Here is a 25797-nt window from a genome sequence, read left to right on the forward strand (position 1 = left end):
ACAGGGCAACGAGAAAATTTGTCCATCACTGTTATTTACATGTTGGCAGCCAGCCGCAAGAATAGCCGCAGTTTCCCGCGAATAAATAAACTTATGACTGATAACACCGATTTTTCAAGATTACTGCCGGATCTGGCACAGGACCTTAATCGTTTTACGCTCGATCTGGCGCATCTGGCCGGTCGCCTGGGGCTGTCATTACAGACACTGGCACCGGACCATATTTCTCTGCGCTGTCATCAGAATAGTACGGCAGAGCGCTGGGCGGCCGGCTTGGCACAGGTCGGGGAGATGTTCTCTCAGGCTGAGATCAATGGACGACCAGTTTGTCTGTTCCGCTTGAATCAGCCGCTATCGCTGCTGGGCCATCAGGTGTCGGTGGTTGAGCTGCCTTGGCCGGGGGCAAAGCACTATCCCCATGAAGGCTGGGAACATATTGAGGTGGTACTGGAAGGGGATCCTCAGACCCTTGGCCAGCGAGCGATGGCGTTGATTGCCGACCATGGTCTGACACAACCTGGCATCTCTTTTAAAACCAGTCAGCCTGCTGCTGTCGAAGGGGCATTGCCTAACCCGACCTTAGCGGTGACGGACGGCAAAACCACCCTTAAATTTCATCCTTATTCTCTTGAGGCCGTGGTCGCCAGCGAGCAGTCTCTGTTTTAATCCCTGATGACACGACGGCCACTCTTTCGGAGTGTGATTATATCAATGTGAGGCGGATCGCCGCTTTTCAGTGGTAATGCTGGCAGGATAATCAGCGTACAGCAGTCTGTATCCGTTATGGTGGTCAGTGTCATCGGATTGAAATGGGAGGGAATAATGGCAACCCTAGAAATCTGTTGTTACGGGGTCGAGTGTGCCTTCCGTGCCGCGGAGGCTGGCGCAGACCGTATTGAGCTTTGCGCTGCTCCAGCGGAAGGCGGACTTACGCCGTCCGCCGGTATGTTGGAGGCGCTCAGAGATACCCTGAATGTGCCCGTGTTTCCGATCATACGCCCGCGCGGCGGCGATTTTTGTTACAGTGACCGAGAATTTGCGGTACTGAAATCGGATATCGCCCGAGTACGAGAGTGGGGGTTTCCGGGACTGGTGACTGGCGTGCTGGACCGTGGCGGGCACATCGACCTGCCGCGAATGGCCCAGATTATGGCGCTCTGCGAGGGGATGCAGGTCACTTTCCATCGTGCCTTTGATTTATGCTGCAACCCGCTGCGAGCGCTTGACACACTGACTCAGCTTGGTGTTGATCGGATACTGACTTCCGGCCAACAGGAAAACGCCGAAAATGGCCTGACGTTGCTGGCAGACTTACAGCAGCGCAGCCGGGGGCCAATCATCATGGCGGGCAGTGGGGTGAGACTGAGTAATTTGCATCGTTTTCTGCAGGCGGGTCTGACTGAGGTACACAGTTCGGCCGCCAGGATTGTTCCCTCGGCGATGACGTACCGTAAGGCGGGGGTGGCGATGAGCGCCGTCGGCCCAGCTGACGAATATACTCGTAGGGTGGTGGACGAAGAGATGGTCGCGGCGATGAAAAGTATGATGTGAGAAAGCCGGCACAGCGCCGGCTTTCAGGCAGTGCTTAGGGCTTACGGGCCACCAGTACAGCACGCAGTGGGGCAGGGTATCCTTCAACCGTCCGTTGCGGATTTTCAGGGTCGAGGAATTCGGCCAGTGAATCACTGGTCATCCACTTGGTGCGCCGCTGTTCCTGTGTCGAGGTTACGGCATGGTCTGCAATACGCACGTCAACAAACCCGCATTTCTCTAGCCATTTTTTCAGGGCAGCCGCGCTGGGTAAGAAGTAGACATTACGCATCTGAGCATAACGTTCGCCAGGAACCAGCACCGCATTTTCATCGCCTTCAATGACTAACGTTTCCAGAACCAGCTCGCCGTCGCTCACGAGCTGATTTTTCAATTGCCAGAGATGGTCAAGTGGGGAACGGCGGTGATAGAGCACCCCCATCGAGAATACGGTATCAAAGGCATTAAGTGCCGGTAACTGTTCAATGCCGACCGGCAATAAATGGGCACGCTGATCATCACCCAACAGCTTACGCACCGCTTCAAACTGACAGAGGAAGAGCTGCATTGGGTCGATACCGACTACCATCGAGGCGCCTGCGCCCAGCATCCGCCACATGTGGTAACCACTGCCGCAACCGACATCTAGGATAGTCCGTCCTTCCAAGGGCGAAATATGGGGTAGCACCCGATCCCACTTCCAGTCCGACCGCCATTCGGTATCAATGTTGGTGCCATACAGGGAAAACGGGCCTTTGCGCCACGGCATTAATTGGCGAAGTAGGGTTTCAATACCCAGGCGCTGACGTGGCGTTAAATCGTCACGGTCAGCACTGACACTGTTGACCAGGTCAAGTTGTTGCGGCGACAGTAGCGGTAAGTGGTCAATCGATTTTTTCCATTGATGGAAATGACCGTGTAAATTCTCCCGCTGCCACTGGCTTAGCTGAGCGGGCAGGACTTCCAGCCACGGTGCCAAAGGGCCGGTAGCGATCTGCTGATAAAAACGTCCAAAATCAATCATTTTAATGCCACAAGTGAACCAAAGTTAAAACACTGAAACCATAATTCTGCGTGCGCAAAACCGGCTTTCGCCAGCCGTGCTTTATGAACAGAGACGCTGTCTGTTAGCATCACATTTTCCAACATGCTACGCTTCTGGCTGATCTCCAGTTCGCTGTAACCGTTAGCGCGTTTAAAGTCGTGGTGCATATCGAACAGTAATTCGCCGGTAGTAGCATCATCGAAACTGAATTTTTCAGACAGCACCAGAGCACCGCCCGGAGCTAATCCCTGGTAAATTTTTTCTAACAGTTGCAGACGCTCTGCTGGAGCGAGGAACTGCAAGGTAAAGTTAAGCACTACCAGTGAGGCGTTACTGATCGCCACGTCACGGATATCAGCCTCAATGACCTGTACCGGCGTCTCTGCACGAAAAGCATCGATATGGCGACGACAGCGTTCGACCATGGCGGGTGAGTTGTCCACGGCAATAATTTCACAACCGGGGTGCTGAATATTGCGTCGTACCGACAGCGTCGCCGCGCCTAACGAGCAACCGAGATCATAGACCCGGCTTCCAGGGCTGACAAAGCGTCCGGCTAGCATACCGATCATCGAAATGATGTTGGAGTAGCCTGGCACCGAGCGTTGGATCATATCAGGGAAGACTTCGGCAACCCGTTCATCAAAAGTCCAGTCACCTAATTTTTCAATGGGTGCTGAGAAAAGCGTATCACGGTCAGACATCACAGAATCCGCTGAAACCTTAAAAGCGGTATTCTCGCAGAATCCGTCGCTGGCTGCACCTCTGATCGCTGTTTTAAGCGGATTGAGATGCCGAAGCCGGTAGGTTATTGCTCAAAATAGACTTTCCTGCTGCGGCCATTCCGGCAGACCAGCGAACCTTTGACTTAAGGGCTGCAACTTTGGCCACAGTTGGTGTAACAGCGGAAACACTTCTCCCATGTCCGGGGTATGAATAAATAGAAATGGCTGATGTTCCGCCTGCCATTTCAGCAATTTTGGTATCCAGTCATTAAACAGGGAGACAGAGTCGGCGGTCTCTTCACTGCCGATAAAGCGGATCATGGGTTGCTCGGCGGTACAGAGAGCATGAACCGGGAGTCGCGGCTTTTTGCCTTTGGCGTCTAGTGCCGCGGTGCTGGTCGACGCTGAGGCATGCACAGCACGGCTATCGAGGATCACTCGATTTACGCCGCGATCCGCCAGTCCACGATTGAGGATCCGCTCTGCTTCACCACGGGCAAAAAAGTCTGGATGACGTACTTCGACGCCGTAATGAAAGCAGTCTGGTAACTGATCCAAAAAGGCCCACAGCTGCGGTAACTGCTGCGGGGCGAAACGGGCCGGTAATTGCAGCCAGTATTCACCGATGCGCTCACTGAGCGGATCCAGACGACGGAAAAAGTCGCTAGTCAGCTGCTGACAATCGAGGAGTGATGCGTTATGGCTGATGGTCGCCGGAAACTTAAAGCAAAAGCGAAAATCGTCATCGGTCATCGCCCGCCATCGCAACACGGTTTCCGGGTCCGGCAGCGCATAGAGGGTGGTATTGCCCTCCACACAGTCGAAATGACGGGCATAGTCTTCAAGGTTATGCAGCCCAGCCCGTTTCCAGCCGGGATGTTGCCATTGTGGCAAGCCAATTCGCAATGTCACAGGGTCTCCTTATAAAAGTCGTCAGCCGGATTTCACACGTTTGCCAAGACTGAGTTCGGCGCTGTACTGAGATGAAAAGAGGAAGAAAAGCAGTTACTGAAGCCGGCAGAATAACCTGAAACGGCGTCATCAGACACGTAATTGTCACTGAGTGGCGAGGAAAGCAGCGGTTTCTCAGGGCTCTACTTATACAGCGGCGGTTTTTCCAGTATAATATGCCCCATTTTGCAGCCGGTGATAGCCGGTGAATTTCCGGCCCGATAACAGACCGCTGCGGCACGGTCAAAAAAGGATAGCGTAATGCGTACAGAATATTGCGGACAGCTCAACCTGTCTCATGTCGGACAGAAAGTTACTCTAAGCGGATGGGTTAACCGTCGCCGAGACCTTGGCAGCCTGATTTTTATCGATATGCGTGATCGCGAAGGTATCGTCCAAGTGTTCTTTGACCCAGATTATGCACAGGCATTTGATTTGGCCTCAGAGTTACGTAATGAATTCTGTATTACCCTGGAAGGGGTGGTACGTGCCCGTGACGAGCGCAATAAAAATTCAGACATGGCGACCGGCGAAGTGGAAGTGCTGGCCACCGGCCTGACCATTATTAACCGCTCTGAGCCGTTACCTCTTGACTCTAACCACGTCAATTCAGAAGAAGCGCGCCTAAAGTACCGTTATCTGGACCTGCGTCGCCCAGAAATGGCTCAACGCTTTAAAACCCGTGCCCGTGTCAGCAGTTTTGTTCGACGTTTTATGGATGACAATGGTTTCCTAGATATCGAAACGCCGATGCTGACTAAGGCAACGCCAGAAGGCGCCCGCGATTACCTGGTGCCAAGCCGGGTGCATAAGGGCGAATTTTATGCCCTGCCGCAGTCCCCGCAACTGTTTAAACAGTTGCTGATGATCTCTGGCTTTGATCGCTACTACCAGATCGTCAAATGTTTCCGTGACGAAGATTTACGTGCTGACCGTCAGCCAGAATTTACTCAAATCGACGTGGAAACCTCCTTTATGACAGCACCACAGGTGCGTGAAATGATGGAGCGGATGATCCGTGAGCTGTGGCAGGATATCGTGAATGTCGATCTGGGTGACTTCCCACAGATGACTTACGCCGAAGCGATGCGCCGTTACGGTTCGGATAAACCAGACTTGCGTAACCCGATGGAATTGGTGGATGTAGCGGATCTGTTGAAAGCGGTGGAGTTTGCAGTCTTCGCTAGCCCTGCCAATGACCCTAAAGGACGTGTGGCCGCGTTACGCGTGCCGGGCGGTGCACAGCTTACCCGTAAACAAATTGATGAATACACCCGTTTTGTCGGCAATTACGGCGCCAAGGGACTGGCATGGATGAAGGTTAACCAGCGTGATGCGATCCCTGAAGGGGTACAGAGTCCGGTGGCGAAATTCCTCAGTGCTGACATTATTGAACAGATCCTGGTCCGTACCGGTGCCGTCGACGGTGACCTGATCTTCTTTGGCGCGGATAAAGCCACTGTCGTCGCAGATGCTATCGGGGCTCTGCGTCTGAAAACAGGTCGCGACCTGGGGATCACCGATGTTAATGCCTGGGCACCGTTGTGGGTGGTAGATTTCCCAATGTTTGAAGAGGACGGCGAAGGACATCTGGCGGCGATGCACCATCCGTTTACCGCTCCGCGTGATCTGACGCCGCAGGCGCTGATGGATGCCCCGGCAGAGGCGATTGCTAATGCTTACGATATGGTGATCAACGGCTATGAAGTAGGCGGTGGCTCGGTACGTATTCATAACGGCCAAATGCAACAGGCAGTGTTTACGTTGCTGGGTATTGATGAACAGCAGCAGCAGGAAAAATTTGGCTTCCTGTTGGATGCCCTTAAATACGGTGCACCGCCGCATGCAGGTCTGGCTTTTGGACTGGATCGCTTGACCATGCTATTAACTGGCACTGATAACATCCGTGATGTCATTGCCTTCCCGAAAACTACGGCAGCAGCGTGTCTGTTGACCGATGCACCAGGTGAAGCTAATCCAGATGCCCTTGACGAGTTGGCACTGCAGGTCGTCAAAAAAGAGAAGAAACCAACGGAAGCGGCTGATCACTGATGACCGTTTTCAAGCACCCGGTCTCGGTATTGGTGATCATTTATGCGCAAAATACCGGCAGGGTGCTGATGCTGCAGCGGCGTGATGATGCAGAGTTCTGGCAGTCGGTGACCGGAAGCTTGGAACCAGGAGAAGCACCCTGTGATGCGGCTCGGCGCGAAGTGGCTGAAGAAACCGGCATCGATATTGTCGACTCGGGTCTGATGCTGGTGGATTGCCAGCACAGTATCCACTTTGAAATTTTTGCACAGTACCGGCATCGTTATGCCCCGGATGTCAGCCATAACCAGGAACACTGGTTTATGCTGCCATTACCGGAAGAATGGCCGGTGCAGCTCACAGAGCATACCGCTGGACAGTGGCTGTCGGCCACTGAGGCCGCTGCGCTGACAAAATCTTGGAGCAATCGTGAAGCGATTGAGCGCCTTATTGCGGTCTGAGCAGCAGACATTGATTTTCCGGCACTCCCATTGGAGTGCCCTGTACCCGATTATCTAATTAGCAGATAGTGAGAGAGTTAATATGGCTGGACACAGTAAATGGGCTAACACCAAACACCGTAAAGCAGCACAGGATGCAAAACGCGGTAAAATCTTCACCAAGATCATTCGTGAGCTGGTGACCGCAGCGAAATTAGGCGGTGCCGATCCATCTTCTAACCCACGTTTACGTGCGGCTATGGATAAAGCCTTATCCAATAACATGACCCGGGACACCATGGATCGTGCCATTGCCCGTGGTGCCGGTGGTGAAGATAATGCCAACATGGAAACCATTATCTATGAAGGATACGGCCCAGGTGGCAGCGCGATTATGGTTGAGTGTCTGAGTGATAACCGTAACCGTACCGTTTCCGAAGTCCGTCACGCCTTCACTAAAACCGGCGGAAACCTCGGGACTGACGGTTCGGTAGCCTATCTGTTCAGCCGCAAAGGTATTATCTCCTATGCCCCAGGTCAGGATGAAGATGTCTTAATGGAAGCAGCACTGGAAGCCGGCGCAGAAGACGTGGTCAGCTACGATGATGGCGCGATTGACGTGTTCACCGCTTGGGAAGAACTGGGTAAAGTGCGCGATGCGCTAGAAGCTACCGGCCTGAAAGGGGACGAAGCGGAAGTCACCATGATCCCATCGACCAAAGCAGAAATGGATGCCGAAACCGCACCAAAACTGATGCGTCTGGTCGACATGCTGGAAGATTGCGATGATGTGCAGGAAGTTTACCATAACGGTGAAATCTCTGACGAAGTCGCAGCTAGCCTGTAACCGGCATCTGCTGTCGCAGTGGATTGAGAGAACATATGGCGATTATTCTGGGGATTGATCCGGGGTCAAGAATTACCGGTTACGGTGTGATCCGCCAGACCGGCAGGCAGTTAACCTATTTGGGCAGTGGCTGTATTCGCACCAATACCCCTGAACTACCGGAACGGTTGCGTCTGATCTATGCCGGGGTGAGCGAAATCATTACCCAATTTTCGCCGGATTACTTTGCCATTGAACAGGTATTCATGGCGAAAAATGCCGACTCTGCTCTGAAACTTGGACAAGCGAGAGGGGCCGCCATCGTGGCCGCCGTCAATTTAGCGCTGCCGGTATTTGAGTATGCTGCCAGACAGGTTAAACAGACGGTCACCGGTACCGGGGCAGCGGAAAAGTCACAGGTTCAGCATATGGTGCGTAATCTGTTAAAACTGCCGTCCAATCCGCAGGCGGACGCTGCCGATGCGTTGGCGATTGCCATCACGCATTGCCATATCAGCCAGAACAGCGTGCGGGTCAGTGACAAATCATTACTGCTTGCTCGTGGGCGATTACGCTAACAGGCTGGGTTAAACCAGAGGGGCTGGATATTCATCCAGCCTTTTTTGTGTTATAACCCTCAGAATCAACGTAAACAAAAAGGATAGAGACAGTGATTGGTCGTCTGCGGGGTCTAATACTGGAAAAACAGCCACCACTGGTGTTAATTGAAGCAGGCGGAGTGGGCTATGAAGTCCATATGCCAATGACCTGTTTTTATGAGCTACCAGAACAAAATCAGGAAGCAGCCATCTTTACCCACTTTGTGGTTAGGGAAGATGCGCAACTGCTGTATGGTTTCAACAATAAGCAGGAACGGACGCTGTTCCGTGAATTGATCAAAGTTAACGGTGTGGGTCCTAAACTGGCGCTGGCTATCCTTTCCGGTATGTCTGCACAGCAGTTTGTCCAAGCGGTTGAGCATCAGGAAATCGGCGCATTGGTGAAGTTACCGGGTGTGGGTAAGAAAACCGCTGAGCGATTGGTGGTTGAAATGAAAGACCGCTTTAAAGGACTGCACGGCGATCTGTTCTCCGGCGAGACATCGTTTGAACTTTCCGCGCCATCTTCCGCGCCTGCACAGAGCAATGATGCCGAATCGGAAGCGGTAGCGGCACTGGTGGCGCTGGGCTATAAGCCTCAGGAGGCCAGCCGTATGATCAGTAAAGTCGGCCACCCGGGGGCTGACTGCGAAACCTTAATCCGTGAAGCACTGCGTGCTGCAATTTAGAGGCCTGTATGATTGAAGCTGACCGTCTGATCTCCGCTGCGCCGCAAACCGAAGAAGAGACTTTAGATCGTGCCATCCGGCCGAAATTACTTGATGAGTATGTCGGACAGCCGCAGGTGCGCGAGCAGATGGAAATCTTCATTAAAGCGGCCAAAATGCGTAATGATGCCCTCGATCATCTGCTGATCTTCGGCCCGCCGGGGTTAGGGAAGACCACCTTGGCCAATATCGTTGCCAATGAGATGGGCGTCAATCTACGGACTACCTCTGGTCCCGTGCTGGAGAAAGCGGGCGATTTAGCGGCGATGCTGACCAACCTTGAGCCCCATGATGTGCTGTTTATCGATGAAATTCATCGACTCTCCCCGGTGGTCGAAGAGGTACTCTATCCGGCGATGGAAGACTATCAGCTGGATATTATGATCGGTGAAGGGCCGGCGGCGCGTTCGATTAAAATCGATCTGCCACCGTTTACCCTGATCGGTGCCACAACCCGAGCGGGCTCACTGACCTCACCGTTGCGTGACCGTTTCGGCATTGTTCAGCGTCTGGAGTTCTATCAGGTTAAGGATTTACAACACATTATCTCGCGAAGCGCCGCTTGTCTGGGACTGCCTTTGAGTGACGAAGGTGCACTGGAGATTGCTCGCCGTGCCCGGGGCACGCCGCGTATCGCCAACCGTCTATTACGTCGTGTTCGTGATTATGCTGAGGTAAAAGCCGCCGGTGAGATGAGTGGCGGTGTAACCGGCAGCGCACTGGACATGCTGGATGTCGACAGTGAAGGCTTTGATTTTATGGACCGCAAATTACTGCTGGCTATCATTGATAAATTTACCGGCGGACCGGTGGGCTTGGATAACCTCGCGGCAGCAATCGGGGAAGAGCGAGAAACCATCGAGGATGTGATTGAACCCTACCTGATCCAGCAGGGCTTTATTCAGCGTACTCCACGGGGTAGGATGGCGACACAGCACGCCTATCGCCACTTTAATATCGTCCGCGACCCAGACTAAACGCCGGTATCACCCGACGGTTTTCTTCAGCAGACTGAATACAAATAGTAGTCCACTGCACAGCACTACTGACGGCCCGGCGGGGGTATCGTAAAGGGCCGAAAAGGCCATACCGCCGGTTACCGACAGCATGCCACACACCACCGCCCCAAACGCCATCTGCTCGGGTGAACGGGCAAAACGCCGTGCGGTGGCCGCTGGGATAATCAGCAGCGACGTGATGATCAATGCGCCGACAAACTTCATCGCTACCCCAATAGTCAGTGCGGTCACCAGCATCAGCAATAGACGGCTACGGGGCAGGTTGACGCCTTCAACTTGTGCCAGGTCAGGGCTTAAAGTCATCAATAATAATGATCGCCACTGCCAACCGAGGAGCGCGACTACCACGGCGACACCGCCACCAATCAGCCACAGGTCTTGGGGCACTACCGACAAGAGATCACCGAAAAGGTAAGCCATTAGATCGACTCGTACCCCTGACATGAGGCTGACCACGACCAGCCCCAGTGATAAGGCCGTGTGCGCCATAATTCCCAGCAGGGTATCGACAGCCAAAGGTTGGCGATATTCGATGAGCACCAGCAACACGGCCAACAGCAGTGTGATCGCAATTACCGCGTAGTAAGGGTTGATATTTAGCAGTAAACCAAAGGCGACGCCCAGCAGTGAGGCATGGGCCAGCGTATCGCCGAAATAGGACATCCGCCGCCATACGACAAAAGAACCCAGCGGACCCGCCGCCAAGGTCAGCATCATTCCGCCCAGCCAACCGGGTAACAGTAATTCGAGCATCGGCTTATTTCCCTTTTGTCAGAACAATACGGCCGCGTAGATCATGGCGGTGGTTATGTTGGTGCCGGTAAATGCCTAGTTGTTGTGCGCCACGGGTGCCGAACATCGCCACAAACTCCGGATGCTGTGAGACCACCTCAGGTTTACCGGAGCAGCAGATATGCTGGTTTAGGCATAACACTTCATCAGTACGGGCCATCACCAGATGCAGGTCATGCGAGACCATCAGCACCGCACAGCCGGTTTGTTGGCGGATCTGATTGATCAAGTCATACAGGGCAACTTGGCCATTAACGTCGACACCTTGGGTCGGTTCATCAAGCACCAGTAACTGCGGGTCACCCAACAGTGCCCGTGCCAGCAGCACTCTCTGCATCTCTCCACCGGATAAATTCTGCAGGGTAGCATTTTCCAGCCCTAACGCATTGACCTGCTGTAGACAGGAGTGGACCGCCGCCGGAGTGGCCTGCGGTGACAATGTCATAAAACGACCTACAGTCAGGGGAAGCGCCGGGTCGATATGCAGTTTTTGCGGCACGTAGCCGATACGTAGGTTGTTGGCACGCACACAGGTACCCGAAGAGGGTTTTAGTAATCCAAGGATCACCCTGACCAGCGTTGATTTTCCGGCGCCGTTAGGGCCGAGTAACGTCAGAATACGGCCCGGTTGCAGTGTCAGGGAGATGCCGCTTAGCACATGGCGCTGATCGAAGGTGACAGAGATATCCGTCAAGGTGACGAGCATGGTCATAGTATTTACATTTTGTCACAAAGGGTATTATGTTATAATATCACAATTACTGACAATTACACTGAAGATTGACTCACTATGTTACATTTCAAGGCTAAGACACTGATCCCCCTTTTTGTAGCAGGCAGTAGTCTGCTGTTTGCTGCCACTGCTCACAGTGCAGTGGTAACCTCGATTAGGCCTCTGGGGTTTATTGCATCAGCGATTGCCAGTGGTGTTACGCCGGTTGAGGTGATCCTACCGGATGGGGCGTCAGAGCATGACTATGCGTTACGACCCTCCGATATCAAGCGGATTAAAAACGGTGACTTAGTGGTGTGGGTTGGACCACAGATGGAAGCGTTTATGGATAAAGCCGTGGCGACATTGCCTGAGGAAAATCGCCTTGAATTGGCAGCATTACCTTCGGTCCAGGCACTGTTGCAAAAGGGGGAACATGAACACGCAGAGGATCTGGGTCACGAGCACTCTCACAGCCATGATGATCACCCACAGGCAACGGAGAACTCTGATGTTCATCACTCACATGGGCAATATAATATGCACCTGTGGATGTCATTACCTATTGCAAAAGCCTCTGCGATCGCAATTCATAACAAGCTGGTGGAACTTATGCCCACCAGTAGAGACAAATTGGATGCTAACTTGGCACTATTCAGTGCTGAACTGGATCAGGCAGATCAACAGATCCGCAATCGGCTAGCACCGATGTCCCACAAAGGGTATTTCGTCTTCCATGACGCATACGGCTATTTTGAACACCATTACGGGTTATCGCCGCTGGGCTATTTTACCGTAAACCCGGAAATCCAGCCTGGTGCAGTGCGGTTACATCAGATCAGAACACAATTGGTTGAGCAAAAAGCGGTGTGCGTTTTTGCTGAGCCACAATTCAGGCCAGCCGTCATTGATGCTGTGACTCGGGGAACCGGAGTGCGTATTGGAACACTGGACCCACTGGGGATAGGCATCAGCCTGACTCAAGACAGTTACATCAGATTTTTAACGCAACTGTCCGGCCAGTACACAAGCTGCCTGGAAGGAGCATAAAAGGAAAATAAATAAGTGCAGCAGATAGCCCGCTCTGTCGCTCTGGCAATGAATACCTTGCCGCGGCCCCACCGCATTATACTGGGGTCGCTGACAGTAATTACGCTCGCGGTTGCCGTCTGGCGACCGCCGTTTTATCACCATAGCGAAGATTCCGACGTCATCGTCAGAACCATCGAAACCGATGCAGAAAACCTGCGAACATTATTGCCGGAAGCCAGTGAACCTGTGGACCAAACCACTTCTTCTCCAGAAGAAGAATCCCCATCGGAAGAGACCGACAGCAGTGATGTTGCAGATACCCGTGATTACACGGTATCGTCTGGTGATACACTGAGCAGCGTCCTTAACCAATTTGGTGTTGATCTCAATGATATCAATGCATTGGTTGCCAGTGATAAAGATTTACGTACCTTAAATGTCGGCCAGACCCTGAGTTGGACCCTGACCCCAGACGGCAATTTGCAGTCACTCAGTTGGAGCCTGTCCCGGCGCGAGAGCCGTGACTACCAGCGCACGGATCAAGGAACCTTCACTATGACACCTTCCATCCAGAAGGGGGTCTGGCAGGATACTGTTCTACGTGGAACGGTGCAGGGTAGCTTTGCCGTGAGTGCCGTGCAGGCTGGCCTGAGTCGTACTGAAGCCAGTACGGTGACCAAAGCGCTACAGTGGCAGATGGATTTTCGAAAGCTACGCAGTGGTGACAAGTTCAGCGTGCTACTCTCTCGGGAAAAGCTAGACGGTAAAGCCATGCAGAGTCAGCTACTGGCAGTCCGGTTACAATCGGGTGGCAAGGATTATTACGCGTTTCGTGCCGAAGACGGCAAGTATTACGACCGCAGTGGCTCAGGGTTGTCCCGTGGCTTTATGCGCTTTCCGACGGTGAAACAATATCGGGTTTCCTCAGGGTTTAATCCGCGTCGACTTAACCCAGTTACCGGCAGAGTTGCACCCCACCGCGGAGTAGACTTTGCTGTGCCAGTTGGTACGCCGGTACTGGCAGTAGGTGACGGTGAAGTCGAAGTGGCAAAAAGGAGTGGCGCGGCGGGTAACTACGTAGCATTGCGTCATGGACGTCAATATATGACCCGTTATATGCACCTTAGTCGTCTGCTGGTGAAGCCTGGGCAGAAAGTGAAGCGCGGCGATCGTATTGCGTTATCAGGGAACACCGGCCGCTCAACCGGCCCTCATCTGCATTATGAAATCTGGATCAATAACCAAGCGGTGAATCCATTAACCGCACGATTACCTGATATTGAAGGACTGAGTGGTAAGGATCGTAAGGATTATCTGGCGCAGGTTAAAGACTGGCAGAAACAGCTGACGTTATAAGGGCATAGCTCACCCAACGTGAACACTCCATAGCAAAGCCGGTGTATTTTCACTCGGCTTTTTTCAATTGTGCAGATGAATATTGCAAATTATCCCCTCAGCACTATCATAACCGGTTCATTACAGAGGTTAGTGCATGAAGAATGAGAAAAAAAGCGCTGCAGAGTTTATTCCGCAGTTTAAAGCGGAGTTTCTGAAACCCAAATTCTGGGGCAATTGGCTGGCAATCGGTGCCCTGGGCGGCATGGCATTGCTCCCCGCGGCGCTGCGTGATCCACTACTTGGCTCACTGGGACACCGAGTTGGTCGGCTGGCGAAAAGTGCCCGCCGTCGTGCACGTATTAATCTGATCTATTGTCTGCCGGAGCTTTCAGAGGCAGAGCGTGAAACCATTATCGATAATATGTTCAGCACTGCGCCTCAAGCGATGGTGATGATGGCCGAACTGGCGCTAAAAAAACCGCACAGTATTCGGCAGCGAGTGAACTGGCATGGCCGTGAAATCATTGATGAACTGCAGGCGCAGCAGCAGAATGTCATTTTCCTGGTGCCCCATGGTTGGGCCGTAGACATTCCGGCGATGTTGCTAGCGTCAGAAGGGCAAAAAATGGCGGCCATGTTCCATAACCAGAAAAATCCGTTGATGGACTATATCTGGAATCGCCTACGCCGTATCTACGGTGGCCGTATGCATGCCCGCAATGACGGTATTAAGCCGTTTATTAGTTCAGTGCGTCAGGGATACTGGGGCTATTATTTGCCCGATCAGGATCACGGTCCGGAGCACAGCGAGTTTGTTGATTTCTTTGCTACCTACAAGGCGACGCTGCCGGCGATTGGTCGTTTGATGAAAGTGTGTCGTGCCAAAGTGGTACCGCTGTTTCCGGTGTACAACGGTAAAACGCATCAGTTGGATGTGTATATCCGCCCGCCGATGGATGACTTGGCAGAGGCCGATGATAAAACCTTGGCCCGTCGGATGAATGAAGAGGTTGAAGTGTTCGTTCGGCCACATCCTGAGCAGTACACGTGGATACTCAAACTACTGAAAACCCGTAAAAATGGGGATATCGAACCCTACGAACGTCGCGACCTGTAACCGGTTACTGTGTGAGAGGGCTGGCGTTGCCGCCAGCCCTCTCACGGTTTACTCTACGCGCAGCACGCGGCTGGTATTGGTCGTTCCGCTGGCCCCCATCACATCTCCCTGGGTGACAATCACTAAATCGCCACTCATCAGATAACCCCGTTCGCGCAGTAAGCTGATGGCATCATGCACCGCCGCAACGCCATCGGTATAGGACTTAAAGGCGACGGGCGTCACGCCACGGTACATTGCCGTACGGTTTAGGGTTTCCGGATGACGAGATAGGGCGAAAATTGGTAACCCGGAGGTGATCCGTGAGGTCATCAATGCCGTTCTGCCAGATTCTGTCATGGTAATAATTGCCGTCACACCCTGTAGGTGGTTAGCAGCATACATCGCCGACATGGCAATGGCTTCCTCGATATTATCGAACTGCACATCTAGGCGGTGTTTCGAGACATTCAGACTAGGGATTTTCTCTGCACCCAAGCAGACATCGGCCATCGCCTTGACGGTTTCTGCGGGATATTGTCCGGCAGCAGTTTCCGCAGACAGCATTACCGCATCGGTTCCATCCAATACCGCATTGGCCACATCCATGACCTCAGCGCGGGTTGGCATTGGGTTAGTGATCATCGACTCCATCATCTGGGTAGCCGTGATGACGGCGCGATTCAGTTGACGGGCACGGCGGATCAGGTTCTTCTGGGTACCCACTAATTCTGGATCGCCGATTTCAACCCCGAGATCACCACGCGCTACCATCACCACATCACAGGCGAGAATAATGTCATCCATCGCTTGTATCGAAGCGACTGCTTCTGCACGTTCGACTTTGGCAACGATCTGCGCCTCACAGCCAGCTTCACGGGCCAAACGGCGGGCATAATGTAAATCCTCGCCGGTGCGTGGGAAGGAGACGGCTAGATAATCGACGCCAATGCGCGCAGCAGTATGAATATCGGCTTTATCCTTATCGGTCAAAGCGGCCGCAGACAGCCCACCCCCTAACTTATTGATGCCTTTGTTATTCGACAGTGGGCCGCCAAGGGTGACTTCGGTAAATACCTGAGTCTCTGATACCTGTATCACTTTCAGTTGTACCCGACCATCATCCAGCAGCAGGATATCCCCAGGCACGACATCTTGCGGCAGACTTTTATAATCGATTCCCACTTGTTGTTGATTGCCTTCCCCTTTTTCCAAAGTAGCATCTAATACAAAGCGATCGCCGGTATTGAGGAAGACTTTACCTTCGCGAAAGGTAGAAATACGAATTTTCGGTCCCTGTAAATCGCCGAGGATAGCGACATGGCGCCCAAGACGAGCAGCGATTTCACGGGTTTTGTCCGCACGAGCTTGATGATCTTCAGCACTGCCATGAGAAAAGTTGAGCCGGACCACGTTGGCTCCAGCAGCGATAATTTTTTCGAGGTTTTTATCCCGGTCAGTGGCAGGGCCCAGGGTAGTGACAATTTTGGTTCTTCTCAGTCGTCTTGGCATGAAAAACTCCGTTGATCATAAAGCAGGGTGCGCACAGACAGTACCCACAGGATAGCGACAGTTTATCTGATTACAGGGCAGCGTTTCGAGTACAAATGTTGTCAACCTGTTAACGCAAGCCTGTCCCTCTCTACAGTATCCCCGATAAAGCTGGCCGGTTCTTTGATTCTCTACAATCTCTGCTTAGAAACTGTGCCTAGGATCCATTAGGCGCGGTTTATAACTATCGCTCTGACAGGCAAAGGCTTAAACGGGAAGCATGCTAAGCTGTCAATATTACGGCTTAGCCCAATCCTGGCGCAGAAAGCTCCCGCGCAGCCATACTTTTATCGGTCCGCGATGAGGGATGTGACAACACTTTGACGGATCAGGGTGTTATCTGCGTATTTACCTGACGGCATAAAAAGAAGTACAGTGTCACGCAAATAAATTAATAATGAAAAGAGTCCGGCCTGCGCTGTCAGTGGGCAATGATGACTCGGTAATGAGGAGAGTAAAATGGCGGTAACCCATCAGGCCCAGGCATGCGATCTGGTCATTTTCGGTGCCAAAGGCGATTTAGCACGCCGCAAATTGTTGCCTTCCCTGTATCAACTGGAAAAAGCCGGCCAGATCCATGAGGGTTCACGCATTATAGGTGTGGGCCGTGCTGATTGGGATAAAGTGGCCTACACCAAAGTGGTGCGCGAGGCGCTGGAAACTTTCATGAAAGAAAAAATCGATGAAGCGCTGTGGGATAAACTCAGCGCCCGTCTCGATTTTTGTAACCTGGACGTCAATGATGCGGCTCACTTTACCCGTCTCGGTAAAATGCTGGATCAGAAAGAGCGTGTCACCATTAACTATTTTGCGATGCCACCGGGGACCTTTGGTGCCATCTGTCAGGGACTGGGTAAGGCCAAACTGAACGCTAAACCGGCCCGTGTGGTGATGGAAAAGCCACTTGGCACCTCCTTGGAAACCTCCAAACAGATTAACGACAGTGTCGGTGAATTCTTCGACGAGAGCCAGGTGTTCCGTATCGACCACTATCTGGGCAAAGAGACAGTGTTGAACCTGCTAGCGCTGCGCTTTGCTAACTCTATCTTCGTTAACAACTGGGATAACCGTACCATCGATCACGTGCAGATCACCGTGGCGGAAGAGGTCGGTATTGAAGGGCGTTGGGGCTACTTCGATAAAGCCGGTCAGATGCGCGATATGATCCAGAACCACTTGCTGCAAATCCTGACTATGATCGCCATGTCACCTCCGTCAGATCTCAGTGCTGACAGCATCCGTGACGAAAAGGTCAAAGTGTTACGCTCACTGCGCCGTATCGATGAGACCAATGTGCGGGAAAAAACCGTGCGTGGTCAGTACACCGCCGGTTTTGTGCAGGGTAAAAAGGTGCCGGGTTATTTGGAAGAAGAGGGTGCCAACAAAACTAGCAGCACCGAAACCTTTGCCGCAATCCGTGTCGACATTGATAACTGGCGTTGGGCTGGTGTTCCATTCTATCTAAGAACTGGTAAACGTCTGCCGTCGAAATGTTCAGAGGTGGTGGTCTACTTTAAGAACCCAGAAATGAATCTGTTTAAAGATTCCTACGCCGAGTTGCCGCAGAACAAACTGACTATTCGTCTGCAGCCGGATGAAGGTGTGGATATCGAAATCATGAACAAGGTGCCGGGTCTGGATCACAAACATCATTTACAGACCACCAAACTTGATCTCAGTTTCTCTGAGACCTTTAACGAGTCTCATCTGGCGGATGCGTATGAGCGTCTGCTGCTGGAGAGTATGCGTGGGATCCAGGCGTTGTTTGTTCGTCGTGACGAAGTGGAAGCGGCGTGGACCTGGGTGGATTCAATCATTAACGCCTGGGCCAGTGATGGTGATGTGGCTAAGCCTTACCAAGCAGGGACATGGGGACCGGTTGCGTCGGTGGCCATGATCGCTCGTGATGGCCGTTCATGGAACGAGTTTGAATAATCGCTGATCGTTGCAGAGCAAAACGGCCCGCTAAAAGCGGGCCGTTTTTTTGGCTTATCTGCTCTGGAATCAGCCGTTAACGCTGATAGACTTTGCGGCAGTGACTGCCCGTTCCACCGCTTCTTCGGTACTGTCGGCAACGGCCAACGCGACCCCAAGACGACGACGGCCAGCAATTTCTGGCTTACCAAATAGACGCACTTGCAGGCCAGCGGCCAATGCTTTATCGACATCGACAAAGCGGACATCATTACTGTTCAGTTCCGGTAAGATCACCGCAGAGGCGGCCGGTCCATACTGACGGATCCCGCCCACGGGCAGACCCAGGAAGGCACGGACATGCAGGGCAAACTCTGACAGGTCTTGAGAGATCAAGGTCACCATACCGGTATCATGAGGGCGTGGTGAGATTTCACTGAAGATGATCTCATCACCGCAGACAAACAGCTCGACGCCGAATAACCCATAGCCGCCCAAGGCTTTGACGACCGAGGCAGAGATCTCTTGGGCCCGTTGCAGAGCGATACTGCTCATCACCTGTGGCTGCCAAGATTCACGGTAGTCGCCATCTTCTTGGCGGTGGCCGATAGGGGCACAGAAATGGATCCCGTCCGCGGCACTGACGGTCAGTAGGGTGATTTCAAAGTCGAAGTTTACCACGGCCTCAACGATGACCCGACCGGCACCGGCGCGTCCGCCTTCTTGGGCGTAGGCCCAGGCTTTATCCAGACCCGCAGCATCGCGAATAAAACTCTGACCTTTGCCGGATGAGCTCATCACCGGTTTGACAATACAGGGAAAACCGATAGCTTCGGCGGCGGCGTAGAACGCTTCTTTGCTGTCTGCAAAGCGATAACCGGATGTCGGTAAAGCGAGTTCCTCTGCGGCCAAACGGCGGATGCCTTCGCGGTTCATGGTCAGTTTGGCGGCCCTAGCGGTAGGAACCACGCGTAATCCCTGCTGTTCGAGTTCCAACAGTTTATCTGTGGCGATCGCTTCAATTTCCGGTACCACGTAATCTGGCTTTTCGCGGGCAATAATCTCCGCCAGTGCCTCACCATCCAGCATGTTCACCACATAGCTGCGGTGGGCGACATGCATGGCCGGTGCATCGGCATAGCGGTCGACGGCTATCACTTCCACCCCGAGGCGTTGGCACTCCAAGGCGACTTCTTTCCCCAGTTCACCGGAGCCTAATAACATGACGCGTGTCGCGGAAGGACGTAATGCAGTACCGAGAGTAACCATCTTTTCACCCATAAATGCTTGTCATAAAAAACCGTCACAGTATAAAGGAAAACGATTGCGCAGGCATTAGCGGGCGATTTATTTTTTATAGTGTTACAGTCGACAGGTCGCAGTGCATTGTTTTCGTGACACTGTCACACACAACCCTTACCCGGACGTCTGATTGTAGGAAAAACAGTATGGCAGCCCCTGAAGCAGCAAAACATCCTTACCCGTTAGTGATGCATGGTGAGACCCGAGTCGATCCCTATTATTGGCTACGGGACGACCAGCGCAGCCGCCCAGAAGTGCTGGACTATCTGCATCAGGAAAACCAATACTGCCTTGAGCAGTTGGCCGCGGTAAAAACACTGGAAAACGATCTCTATAAAGAAATTGTTGCTCGTATTCCTGCCCGTGACCAGTCAGTACCTTACGATAAAAATGGCTATCTGTATCAGCAGCGCTATGAAGAGGGAGCCGAATACCCGAGCTGGTTCCGCGCGCCGTTAACCGCCACGGGGCAAGGCGATTGGCAGTGTCTGCTGGATGGTAATCAGCGGGCAGATAGCCGTGACTATTACAACTTAGGTGCCTTAGACATTACCCCAGATAATCGACTGATGGCGGTTGCCGAAGACTTTCAGTCGCGAAGACAGTATGAGATCCGTTTCTATGATATTGACAGGCGTCAATGGTTGGATGACGTACTGACCGGTGTGTCGCCCTCACTGATGTGGGCGAATGATAACCAGACTCTGTTCTATATCCGTCAGGATGAAGAGACACTGTTACCTTGGCAGGTGTGGCGCCATCAAGTGGGCACACCGGTAAGCGATGATCAGTTGGTCTATGAGGAGAGCGATGACAGTTTTTATCTCAGTCTCGGTAAAACCACCTCTGAGGACTATATAGAGATTATTATCGATAGCACCACCACCAGTGAAGTCTGGCTGGTGCAGGCCAATCAGCCTGATCACCCCCCAGTCTGTTTTCTGAGTCGTCGCGAAGATCATGAATATGAGTTGGATCATTACCAGCAGCAGTTCTATATCCGTTCGAATGCACAGGGTATCAACTTTGGTTTGTATAGCGTTTCGCAGAGTGATCCGCAGGAGACACAGTGGCAAACCCTGATACCGGTACGTGAGTCGCGGGTACTCGAATCTTTCCAAGTATTCCGTGATTGGCTGGTGACGGAAGAGCGGGAGAATGGTCTCAGTTGTCTGTCACAATATCATCGCTTCCGTGACGAGCGGCGAGACATTGAGTTTGATGATGCTACCTATGTAGCTTGGCTGGGGTTTAATCCCAACCCAGATACCGCAATGCTGCGTTACGGCTATTCCTCGATGACGACGCCGGTGACGACTTATCAGTTGGATCTCGACAGCGGCGAGCGCAAGGTCCTTAAACAGAGTGCAGTGAAAGGGTTCCAAGCGGACCGCTATCACAGTGAGTATCTATGGCTGACAATGGAAGATGGCTGTCAGGTACCGGTATCAGTGGTGTATCGCAAATCCCTGTATCAGCCTGGCAAAAATCCGCTGCTGGTCTATGGCTACGGCGCATATGGCAGCAGTATGGATGCCGATTTCAGCAGCAGTCGACTGAGCCTGCTGGATCGCGGCTTTGTCTATGCACTGATCCATGTGCGCGGTGGTGGCGAACTGGGCCAGGCTTGGTATGACGCCGGGAGACTGGAAAATAAACAGAATAGTTTTAGCGATTTTATCAGCGGTACTGAACAGTTACTGGCCCGGGGCTATGGTGACCCGCAGCGTTGTTACGCGATGGGCGGTAGCGCCGGCGGGCTACTGATGGGGGCGGTAATCAATCAAGCACCGGCGCTTTATCACGGTGTAGTGGCCCAAGTCCCTTTTGTCGATGTTCTCACCACGATGCTGGATGAATCGATTCCGCTGACGACCGGTGAGTATGATGAATGGGGTAATCCAGCGGATGAGGAGAGTTACCGGACGATCCGCGCCTATAGCCCTTACGATAATATTTGTGCCGGTGAATACCCACATCTACTGGTAACCACCGGGCTGTATGACTCACAGGTTCAGTATTGGGAGCCAGCCAAATGGGTCGCCAAGTTACGGGAAACGGCAACCGGTGATCAACTGTTGCTACTGTGGACCGACATGACGTCCGGACATGGCGGCAAGTCCGGACGTTTTAAAGGCTGTGAGGATATCGCCCAAGAGATGGCGTTTCTGATTGGTTTGTCCGAAGGCATTCTACCGGGGCAGACAGCTTAGGACTGACCTTTAAGATAGCGCTGCAGGGTCTGACGAAAGCCCGGGCGCAAATCATCCAGGTTATCCAGCATCCAGCGTAAGTATCCTGGGTTTTTGCGGGCAACCAGTGCCACGGGTTGTCCACGATATTTACCAAACGGAAAGATATCATCACTGACTTCAGTCGGCGGAGTATTAAGCGCAGACATCTGTGCCGGGCTCCAGCCAGAGTCCTGCATGATACGGACTAACAACGACGCCGTGACGTAGCAGTCGTACAATGCCCGGTGCGCGTGCAAATCTGCTGGTGGCTGAACTTCCAGTTTTAGGCTGTGGCGTAGCGCCTGATTACCGTATTTGCGTCCTGGCCAGAGCTTACGGGCCATCTTCAGGGTGCACAGCCACTCGCCACCCATTTCCGGTAATACCCGGCGGTCAAAAGAAGCATTGTGGGCGACGTAATAAGCGCTGCCGCGATAACGGTCAATAATTGCTTCGATAGGCGGCTTATTTGCCACCATCTGAGGCGTAATGCGATGGATAGCCATGGCTTGGTGGCTAATCGGTCGGTCAGGGCAAACCAAGTCACTCATTGGATTACAGATCTCACCGTCAATCACATCGACTGAGGCGATTTCAACTATGCCTCCCTGCAAACCGCAAGTTTCGGTATCAATGACACGCAGCATCAGCTTTTCACTTTCGGCTCATAGGGCAGGCGGGAGAGGGTCACCGACCGCTGGCGATAGAACGCCAGTCGTTCACGAAACCAATCACGTAAAGCCTCGGGCTGCTCACGTTCGACAATTTCGGCCACCACCGGCATATTATAACGCTCTTTAAAGGCCACTCCGGAGGCTGCTAAATCAGTATTGATTTTATCTTTTTCTTCAGCGCTGAGTCGCGCAAGGTTATTGCTCATGATGAACTCCCGATAATCTGGCGCCAAAGTAATGTTTTCCGGCGACAGGATCAAGTGCTGTACTGGGTGATGTGTGTTAAACGAGTGATGCAGCAGGGTTCCTTTCACCAGCATAGGAAAGGACTCGCGGCGGTGATAGTATAGATTTCCTATCAGTCAGGGGACAGGGAGATCTTAGCATTGGCGGAGTCCGGTTTTATTATCCTGCGTTTTTTCCATTTTAGCAGCTTACTGTTTAGCAGCGGGGCACTTTGCTATCTATGGTGGCTGACCCCCCGTGACTATCGACAAACACTGCAACCTCTGGTGCAGACTCCCATTCTCTGGTGTGCCTGGTTGGGGCTTATCAGTGCCATTGGCATTTTTCTGTGTCAAACAGTGTTAATGAGCGGCGAGGTAGAGGCCCTGTGGCAACCCCAAGTGTGGCAGGCAGTGGCCGGCACGCGCTTTGGTGACGTATGGGTACCAGGCATGCTGCTGGCGGTCCTTGCCGCGGCGATCGTCCGCTTTAAGCATCCAGCAGCGGTTTATCTCTTTTTTGTGATGACAATGGTGCAACTTATACTGGTGGCCGGTAGCGGCCATGCAATTGCCGGTGTGGGTTGGCGTGCTCCGCTGGGTTGGCTGCTGCAGAGTCTACACCTGCTGGCCGCCGCACTGTGGACCGGCGGCTTATTTCCGTTACTACGTCTGATGCGGGCCAGTGGCCAACAGCCTCTATCGCGTCATGCCATGCATAGCATGATCAATTTTTCTCGTGCCGCACACCTGGCAGTGATAGTCGTGGTGGTAAGTGGCGGGGCTGAGGCCTATTTGGTGGCAGGTTGGCCGCCGACGATGAGTGGCTGGTGGGGGGGATTGTTGTTCAAAACCAGCTTAGTGGCGCTGATGATTGCTATAGCGGTGTTGAACCGTTATTGGCTCGTCCCGCGTTTCACCCAGCTTGCACCTTACAGCCAACAGTGGTTTAGGCGGCTGACCCGTGTTGAAGGCGGGCTGGCGCTGATGGCGGTGGCGGTGGTCAGTCTGTTTTCGACCTTATCGCCCAACTGAATTCTGATATTTATCTGTTACTAAGGTCCTATACTGATGAAAAAAACGCTTCCTTTGCTATTACTCACCTTAATCAGTAGCTCTGCGCTCGCCGCGCAGGTCATTACCCTGAGCCGTTTTGAAACCGGTAAGGATCGCTGGCCACTTAATCGTGAAGAGATCATGCTAACCTGTGAAAAGGACGGCTCTTTATTTGCTATCAATCCTTCCACACTGATGAATTATCCGCTGAATAGCATTGCGCAACAGCGAGTCAGCAGCGGCCAATCACTGGGCGAGTCAATCACTCCGTTATTGCTGGATGATGTGGCGCATCCTGGGCGTAAAATGTCCCTGCAACCGCTGGTCGATAAAGCCCAGAGTCTATGCAGCCACTGATCTCAGTGATTGCGACGGCCTTGACTGGTATTTAGTGAAAGAGTGTCTATGATTAAATCACCAGCCGGCTTTGCTTGCTGTTGATCATTTTTAGCGCACGGCTCTGCCAGAGCCATTTCCCTGGACCGGACACAGGAGTTGTGTCCGGTCTTTTTTTATCTGTCAGCGAAACAGTCGACCATCGCGCACCAATTCTCGCGGGTAGCTGTTTTTGATACGTTGACCGACGCGTTTTGCTAGCCCCAACACCTGTCCCTGATAGATCACTAACATTTCTCCGTTCGGCACCTCAGTATCAGGATAAATATCTCGGCCACGGTACCATTCCTCGGCTTGTGTCTCACTGAGATGATAAACTGCCGTATGCTGCGGGTCTCCTAGTGCCACCACCGCTTCATACTGCCAGCGATAGCCTTTGTTAAAGGTTTCCGCTAACTTAAGTCCGATACGTGAAAAGCGTACTCGACCAAACAGCGGGACCGCAGCCTGTGGAAACAGCCATATCTCTTTATCACGATGCCAGAGTTCCGCCTGTTCTGGACAGCGGAGTCCGGATGCAGCAGCCAATTGACGGACTTCGCGGCTCAATTTGCCACTGAGCGGCGTAAAAGGGAATTTACCCACTTTATAACTCGGTACCGGTAATGGTTCTACGGCAGCGGTTTTACGCAGGCAGGCGACAAAGAAGCCTTCGCAGTTAAACACTTGCGGGAAAACATGCAGGTAGCCCTCAGGGGTTGCTACCCGTTCCGCCTCGGTAAATAACTCGTTGAGCGGAACCACTTCTACCGCCTGTGGATAGCGGTTCAGCAGTGACGCAAGCACCTGCTGGTTTTCTATGTGGTTCAGGGTACAGGTAGAATAGACTAGGGTGCCACCTGGTGCCAGGGCGTGGAAAGCGCTATCCAACAATTGCTGCTGGGTGACGGCGATCGCCTGACAGCTTTCTAAACTCCAGTTTCTCAGGGCTTGAGGATCCTTGCGGATCACCCCTTCGCCGGAACAGGGCGCATCCAGCAATATCGCATCAAACTGTTCGGGTAACGCTGGACCGAACACCGCGGCATCGAAATGTGTAATAGCCGCCTGAGTCACACCACAGCGGCTGAGGTTTGCATGCAACACCTTCACACGGCTGGCAGAATATTCATTGGCGAGGATCATCCCCTGGTTGCCCATGGCTGCAGCAATCTGGGTCGTTTTCGACCCTGGGGCCGCCGCCATATCCATTACATACTGTGGGCTATCGCTATGGGCAAACAGCGCACTAACGGGTAGCATTGAGCTGGCTTCTTGAATATAAAATAACCCACTCAGGTGTTCGGCGACGCTGCCGAGGGGCAGCGAGTCATCGGGACGATCTACCCAAAATCCTTCCGCGCACCAGGGAATTGGCGTCAGCTGCCAGTTGTAGCTAGCGACCAACTGCAGAAAATCAGCCACCGAGATTTTTAAGGTATTTACCCGCAGGCTACGGCGTAACGGCAAATGGCAAAAGGATTTAAATTCAGAAAAGGCAGCTTCATCGCTCAGCATTTGTTGCATCTGATCCAGGAAGCCAGCAGGGAAAAAAGAGGAAGTCTCGGACACAGCACAGTTCCGTCAGTAAATAATGGCAGCA

General features: G+C 52.8%; 25 protein-coding genes. 15 read left to right on the forward strand and 10 right to left on the reverse strand.

What is annotated here, in order from left to right; genetic code table 11:
- The first annotated feature begins 93 nt into the window (after positions 1 to 93).
- Both DW47_RS0112545 and cutC read left to right on the forward strand, forming a co-directional pair.
- Complete coding sequence (locus tag DW47_RS0112545; RefSeq protein WP_029686752.1) at positions 94 to 666, forward strand: VOC family protein; 573 nt, start codon at positions 94 to 96, stop codon at positions 664 to 666.
- Between the two features lie 156 nt (positions 667 to 822).
- On the forward strand, positions 823 to 1551 hold the full coding sequence (gene cutC, locus DW47_RS0112550; RefSeq protein ID WP_029686753.1) for a copper homeostasis protein CutC: 729 nt from the start codon (positions 823 to 825) through the stop codon (positions 1549 to 1551).
- Between the two features lie 34 nt (positions 1552 to 1585).
- Here the strand turns inward: cutC and cmoB are convergent, their stop codons facing one another.
- From cmoB to DW47_RS0112565, 3 genes are all read right to left on the reverse strand, one after another.
- Positions 1586 to 2554 carry a tRNA 5-methoxyuridine(34)/uridine 5-oxyacetic acid(34) synthase CmoB gene (gene cmoB / locus DW47_RS0112555; protein ID WP_029686754.1) on the reverse strand — a complete coding sequence of 323 codons (969 nt, stop codon included), beginning with the start codon at positions 2552 to 2554 and terminating at the stop codon, positions 1586 to 1588.
- Positions 2551 to 3279 carry a carboxy-S-adenosyl-L-methionine synthase CmoA gene (cmoA, locus tag DW47_RS0112560; RefSeq protein ID WP_029686755.1) on the reverse strand — a complete coding sequence of 243 codons (729 nt, stop codon included), beginning with the start codon at positions 3277 to 3279 and terminating at the stop codon, positions 2551 to 2553. Before cmoA ends, cmoB begins: the two co-directional genes overlap by 4 nt.
- A 111-nt stretch (positions 3280 to 3390) precedes the next feature.
- Positions 3391 to 4212, reverse strand: a complete 822-nt coding sequence (locus DW47_RS0112565; RefSeq protein ID WP_029686756.1) for a DUF72 domain-containing protein — start codon at positions 4210 to 4212, stop codon at positions 3391 to 3393.
- Positions 4213 to 4512: 300 nt separating this feature from the next.
- Between DW47_RS0112565 and aspS the strand changes: the two genes are divergently transcribed.
- From aspS to ruvB, 6 genes are all read left to right on the forward strand, one after another.
- The gene (gene aspS, locus DW47_RS0112570; protein ID WP_029686757.1) at positions 4513 to 6303 is read left to right on the forward strand and encodes an aspartate--tRNA ligase; all 1791 of its coding nucleotides are present in this window, start codon (positions 4513 to 4515) and stop codon (positions 6301 to 6303) included.
- Positions 6303 to 6743: a dihydroneopterin triphosphate diphosphatase gene (nudB, locus tag DW47_RS0112575; RefSeq protein ID WP_029686758.1), complete on the forward strand. Its 441-nt coding sequence runs from the start codon at positions 6303 to 6305 to the stop codon at positions 6741 to 6743. Before aspS ends, nudB begins: the two co-directional genes overlap by 1 nt.
- 82 nt (positions 6744 to 6825) lie before the next feature.
- Entirely contained in the window at positions 6826 to 7569 is a 744-nt protein-coding gene (locus DW47_RS0112580; RefSeq protein WP_029686760.1) for a YebC/PmpR family DNA-binding transcriptional regulator, read from the forward strand.
- A gap of 35 nt (positions 7570 to 7604) precedes the next feature.
- Entirely contained in the window at positions 7605 to 8126 is a 522-nt protein-coding gene (gene ruvC, locus DW47_RS0112585) for a crossover junction endodeoxyribonuclease RuvC (RefSeq protein WP_029686761.1), read from the forward strand.
- Positions 8127 to 8218: 92 nt separating this feature from the next.
- Positions 8219 to 8836 (forward strand): Holliday junction branch migration protein RuvA, encoded by a 618-nt coding sequence (gene ruvA / locus DW47_RS0112590; protein ID WP_029686762.1) that lies wholly within the window; start codon positions 8219 to 8221, stop codon positions 8834 to 8836.
- 8 nt (positions 8837 to 8844) lie between these two features.
- Positions 8845 to 9852, forward strand: coding sequence for a Holliday junction branch migration DNA helicase RuvB (ruvB, locus tag DW47_RS0112595; RefSeq protein ID WP_029686764.1), 1008 nt, complete (start codon positions 8845 to 8847; stop codon positions 9850 to 9852).
- A 9-nt stretch (positions 9853 to 9861) separates the two neighbouring features.
- Here ruvB and znuB read toward each other — a convergent pair whose 3' ends face one another.
- Complete coding sequence (gene znuB, locus DW47_RS0112600) at positions 9862 to 10647, reverse strand: zinc ABC transporter permease subunit ZnuB (RefSeq protein WP_029686766.1); 786 nt, start codon at positions 10645 to 10647, stop codon at positions 9862 to 9864.
- A 4-nt stretch (positions 10648 to 10651) separates the two neighbouring features.
- Positions 10652 to 11398 carry a zinc ABC transporter ATP-binding protein ZnuC gene (gene znuC / locus DW47_RS0112605; RefSeq protein ID WP_029686767.1) on the reverse strand — a complete coding sequence of 249 codons (747 nt, stop codon included), beginning with the start codon at positions 11396 to 11398 and terminating at the stop codon, positions 10652 to 10654.
- Positions 11399 to 11476: 78 nt separating this feature from the next.
- On the opposite strand from znuC, the gene znuA reads away from it, so the two are divergent.
- The 3 genes from znuA (at position 11477) to lpxM (ending at position 14885) form a co-directional block, all read left to right on the forward strand.
- Positions 11477 to 12448, forward strand: coding sequence for a zinc ABC transporter substrate-binding protein ZnuA (gene znuA / locus DW47_RS0112610; RefSeq protein WP_029686768.1), 972 nt, complete (start codon positions 11477 to 11479; stop codon positions 12446 to 12448).
- Between the two features lie 15 nt (positions 12449 to 12463).
- A complete protein-coding gene (gene mepM / locus DW47_RS0112615) occupies positions 12464 to 13786 on the forward strand; it encodes a murein DD-endopeptidase MepM (RefSeq protein ID WP_029686770.1) in 1323 nt (440 codons plus the stop codon).
- A gap of 136 nt (positions 13787 to 13922) precedes the next feature.
- On the forward strand, positions 13923 to 14885 hold the full coding sequence (gene lpxM / locus DW47_RS0112620) for a lauroyl-Kdo(2)-lipid IV(A) myristoyltransferase (protein WP_029686771.1): 963 nt from the start codon (positions 13923 to 13925) through the stop codon (positions 14883 to 14885).
- A gap of 48 nt (positions 14886 to 14933) precedes the next feature.
- Here the strand turns inward: lpxM and pyk are convergent, their stop codons facing one another.
- Complete coding sequence (pyk, locus tag DW47_RS0112625; protein WP_029686772.1) at positions 14934 to 16376, reverse strand: pyruvate kinase; 1443 nt, start codon at positions 16374 to 16376, stop codon at positions 14934 to 14936.
- Between the two features lie 498 nt (positions 16377 to 16874).
- On the opposite strand from pyk, the gene zwf reads away from it, so the two are divergent.
- Positions 16875 to 18350: a glucose-6-phosphate dehydrogenase gene (gene zwf, locus DW47_RS0112630; protein WP_029686773.1), complete on the forward strand. Its 1476-nt coding sequence runs from the start codon at positions 16875 to 16877 to the stop codon at positions 18348 to 18350.
- Positions 18351 to 18419: 69 nt separating this feature from the next.
- On the opposite strand, the gene purT is transcribed toward zwf, so the two are convergent.
- Entirely contained in the window at positions 18420 to 19598 is a 1179-nt protein-coding gene (purT, locus tag DW47_RS0112635) for a formate-dependent phosphoribosylglycinamide formyltransferase (RefSeq protein WP_029686774.1), read from the reverse strand.
- 179 nt (positions 19599 to 19777) lie between these two features.
- On the opposite strand from purT, the gene DW47_RS0112640 reads away from it, so the two are divergent.
- Entirely contained in the window at positions 19778 to 21844 is a 2067-nt protein-coding gene (locus tag DW47_RS0112640) for a S9 family peptidase (protein ID WP_029686775.1), read from the forward strand.
- Here DW47_RS0112640 and exoX read toward each other — a convergent pair.
- Both exoX and DW47_RS0112650 read right to left on the reverse strand, forming a co-directional pair.
- Positions 21841 to 22512 (reverse strand): exodeoxyribonuclease X, encoded by a 672-nt coding sequence (exoX, locus tag DW47_RS0112645; protein WP_029686776.1) that lies wholly within the window; start codon positions 22510 to 22512, stop codon positions 21841 to 21843. The genes DW47_RS0112640 and exoX overlap by 4 nt on opposite strands.
- A complete protein-coding gene (locus tag DW47_RS0112650) occupies positions 22512 to 22745 on the reverse strand; it encodes a DNA polymerase III subunit theta (protein ID WP_029686777.1) in 234 nt (77 codons plus the stop codon). The genes exoX and DW47_RS0112650 overlap by 1 nt, the downstream gene beginning before the upstream one ends.
- 180 nt (positions 22746 to 22925) lie before the next feature.
- On the opposite strand from DW47_RS0112650, the gene copD reads away from it, so the two are divergent.
- Together copD and DW47_RS0112660 are read left to right on the forward strand one after the other, a co-directional pair.
- Positions 22926 to 23798 carry a copper homeostasis membrane protein CopD gene (copD, locus tag DW47_RS0112655; RefSeq protein WP_051150950.1) on the forward strand — a complete coding sequence of 291 codons (873 nt, stop codon included), beginning with the start codon at positions 22926 to 22928 and terminating at the stop codon, positions 23796 to 23798.
- A 30-nt stretch (positions 23799 to 23828) separates the two neighbouring features.
- Positions 23829 to 24176 carry a YebY family protein gene (locus DW47_RS0112660; protein ID WP_029686779.1) on the forward strand — a complete coding sequence of 116 codons (348 nt, stop codon included), beginning with the start codon at positions 23829 to 23831 and terminating at the stop codon, positions 24174 to 24176.
- 162 nt (positions 24177 to 24338) lie between these two features.
- Here the strand turns inward: DW47_RS0112660 and rsmF are convergent, their stop codons facing one another.
- Positions 24339 to 25766: a 16S rRNA (cytosine(1407)-C(5))-methyltransferase RsmF gene (rsmF, locus tag DW47_RS0112665; protein ID WP_029686780.1), complete on the reverse strand. Its 1428-nt coding sequence runs from the start codon at positions 25764 to 25766 to the stop codon at positions 24339 to 24341.
- Positions 25767 to 25797: the final 31 nt, after the last annotated feature.

Source organism: Tatumella saanichensis (assembly GCF_000439375.1).
In the GTDB taxonomy this organism is placed as follows: domain Bacteria; phylum Pseudomonadota; class Gammaproteobacteria; order Enterobacterales; family Enterobacteriaceae; genus Tatumella; species Tatumella saanichensis.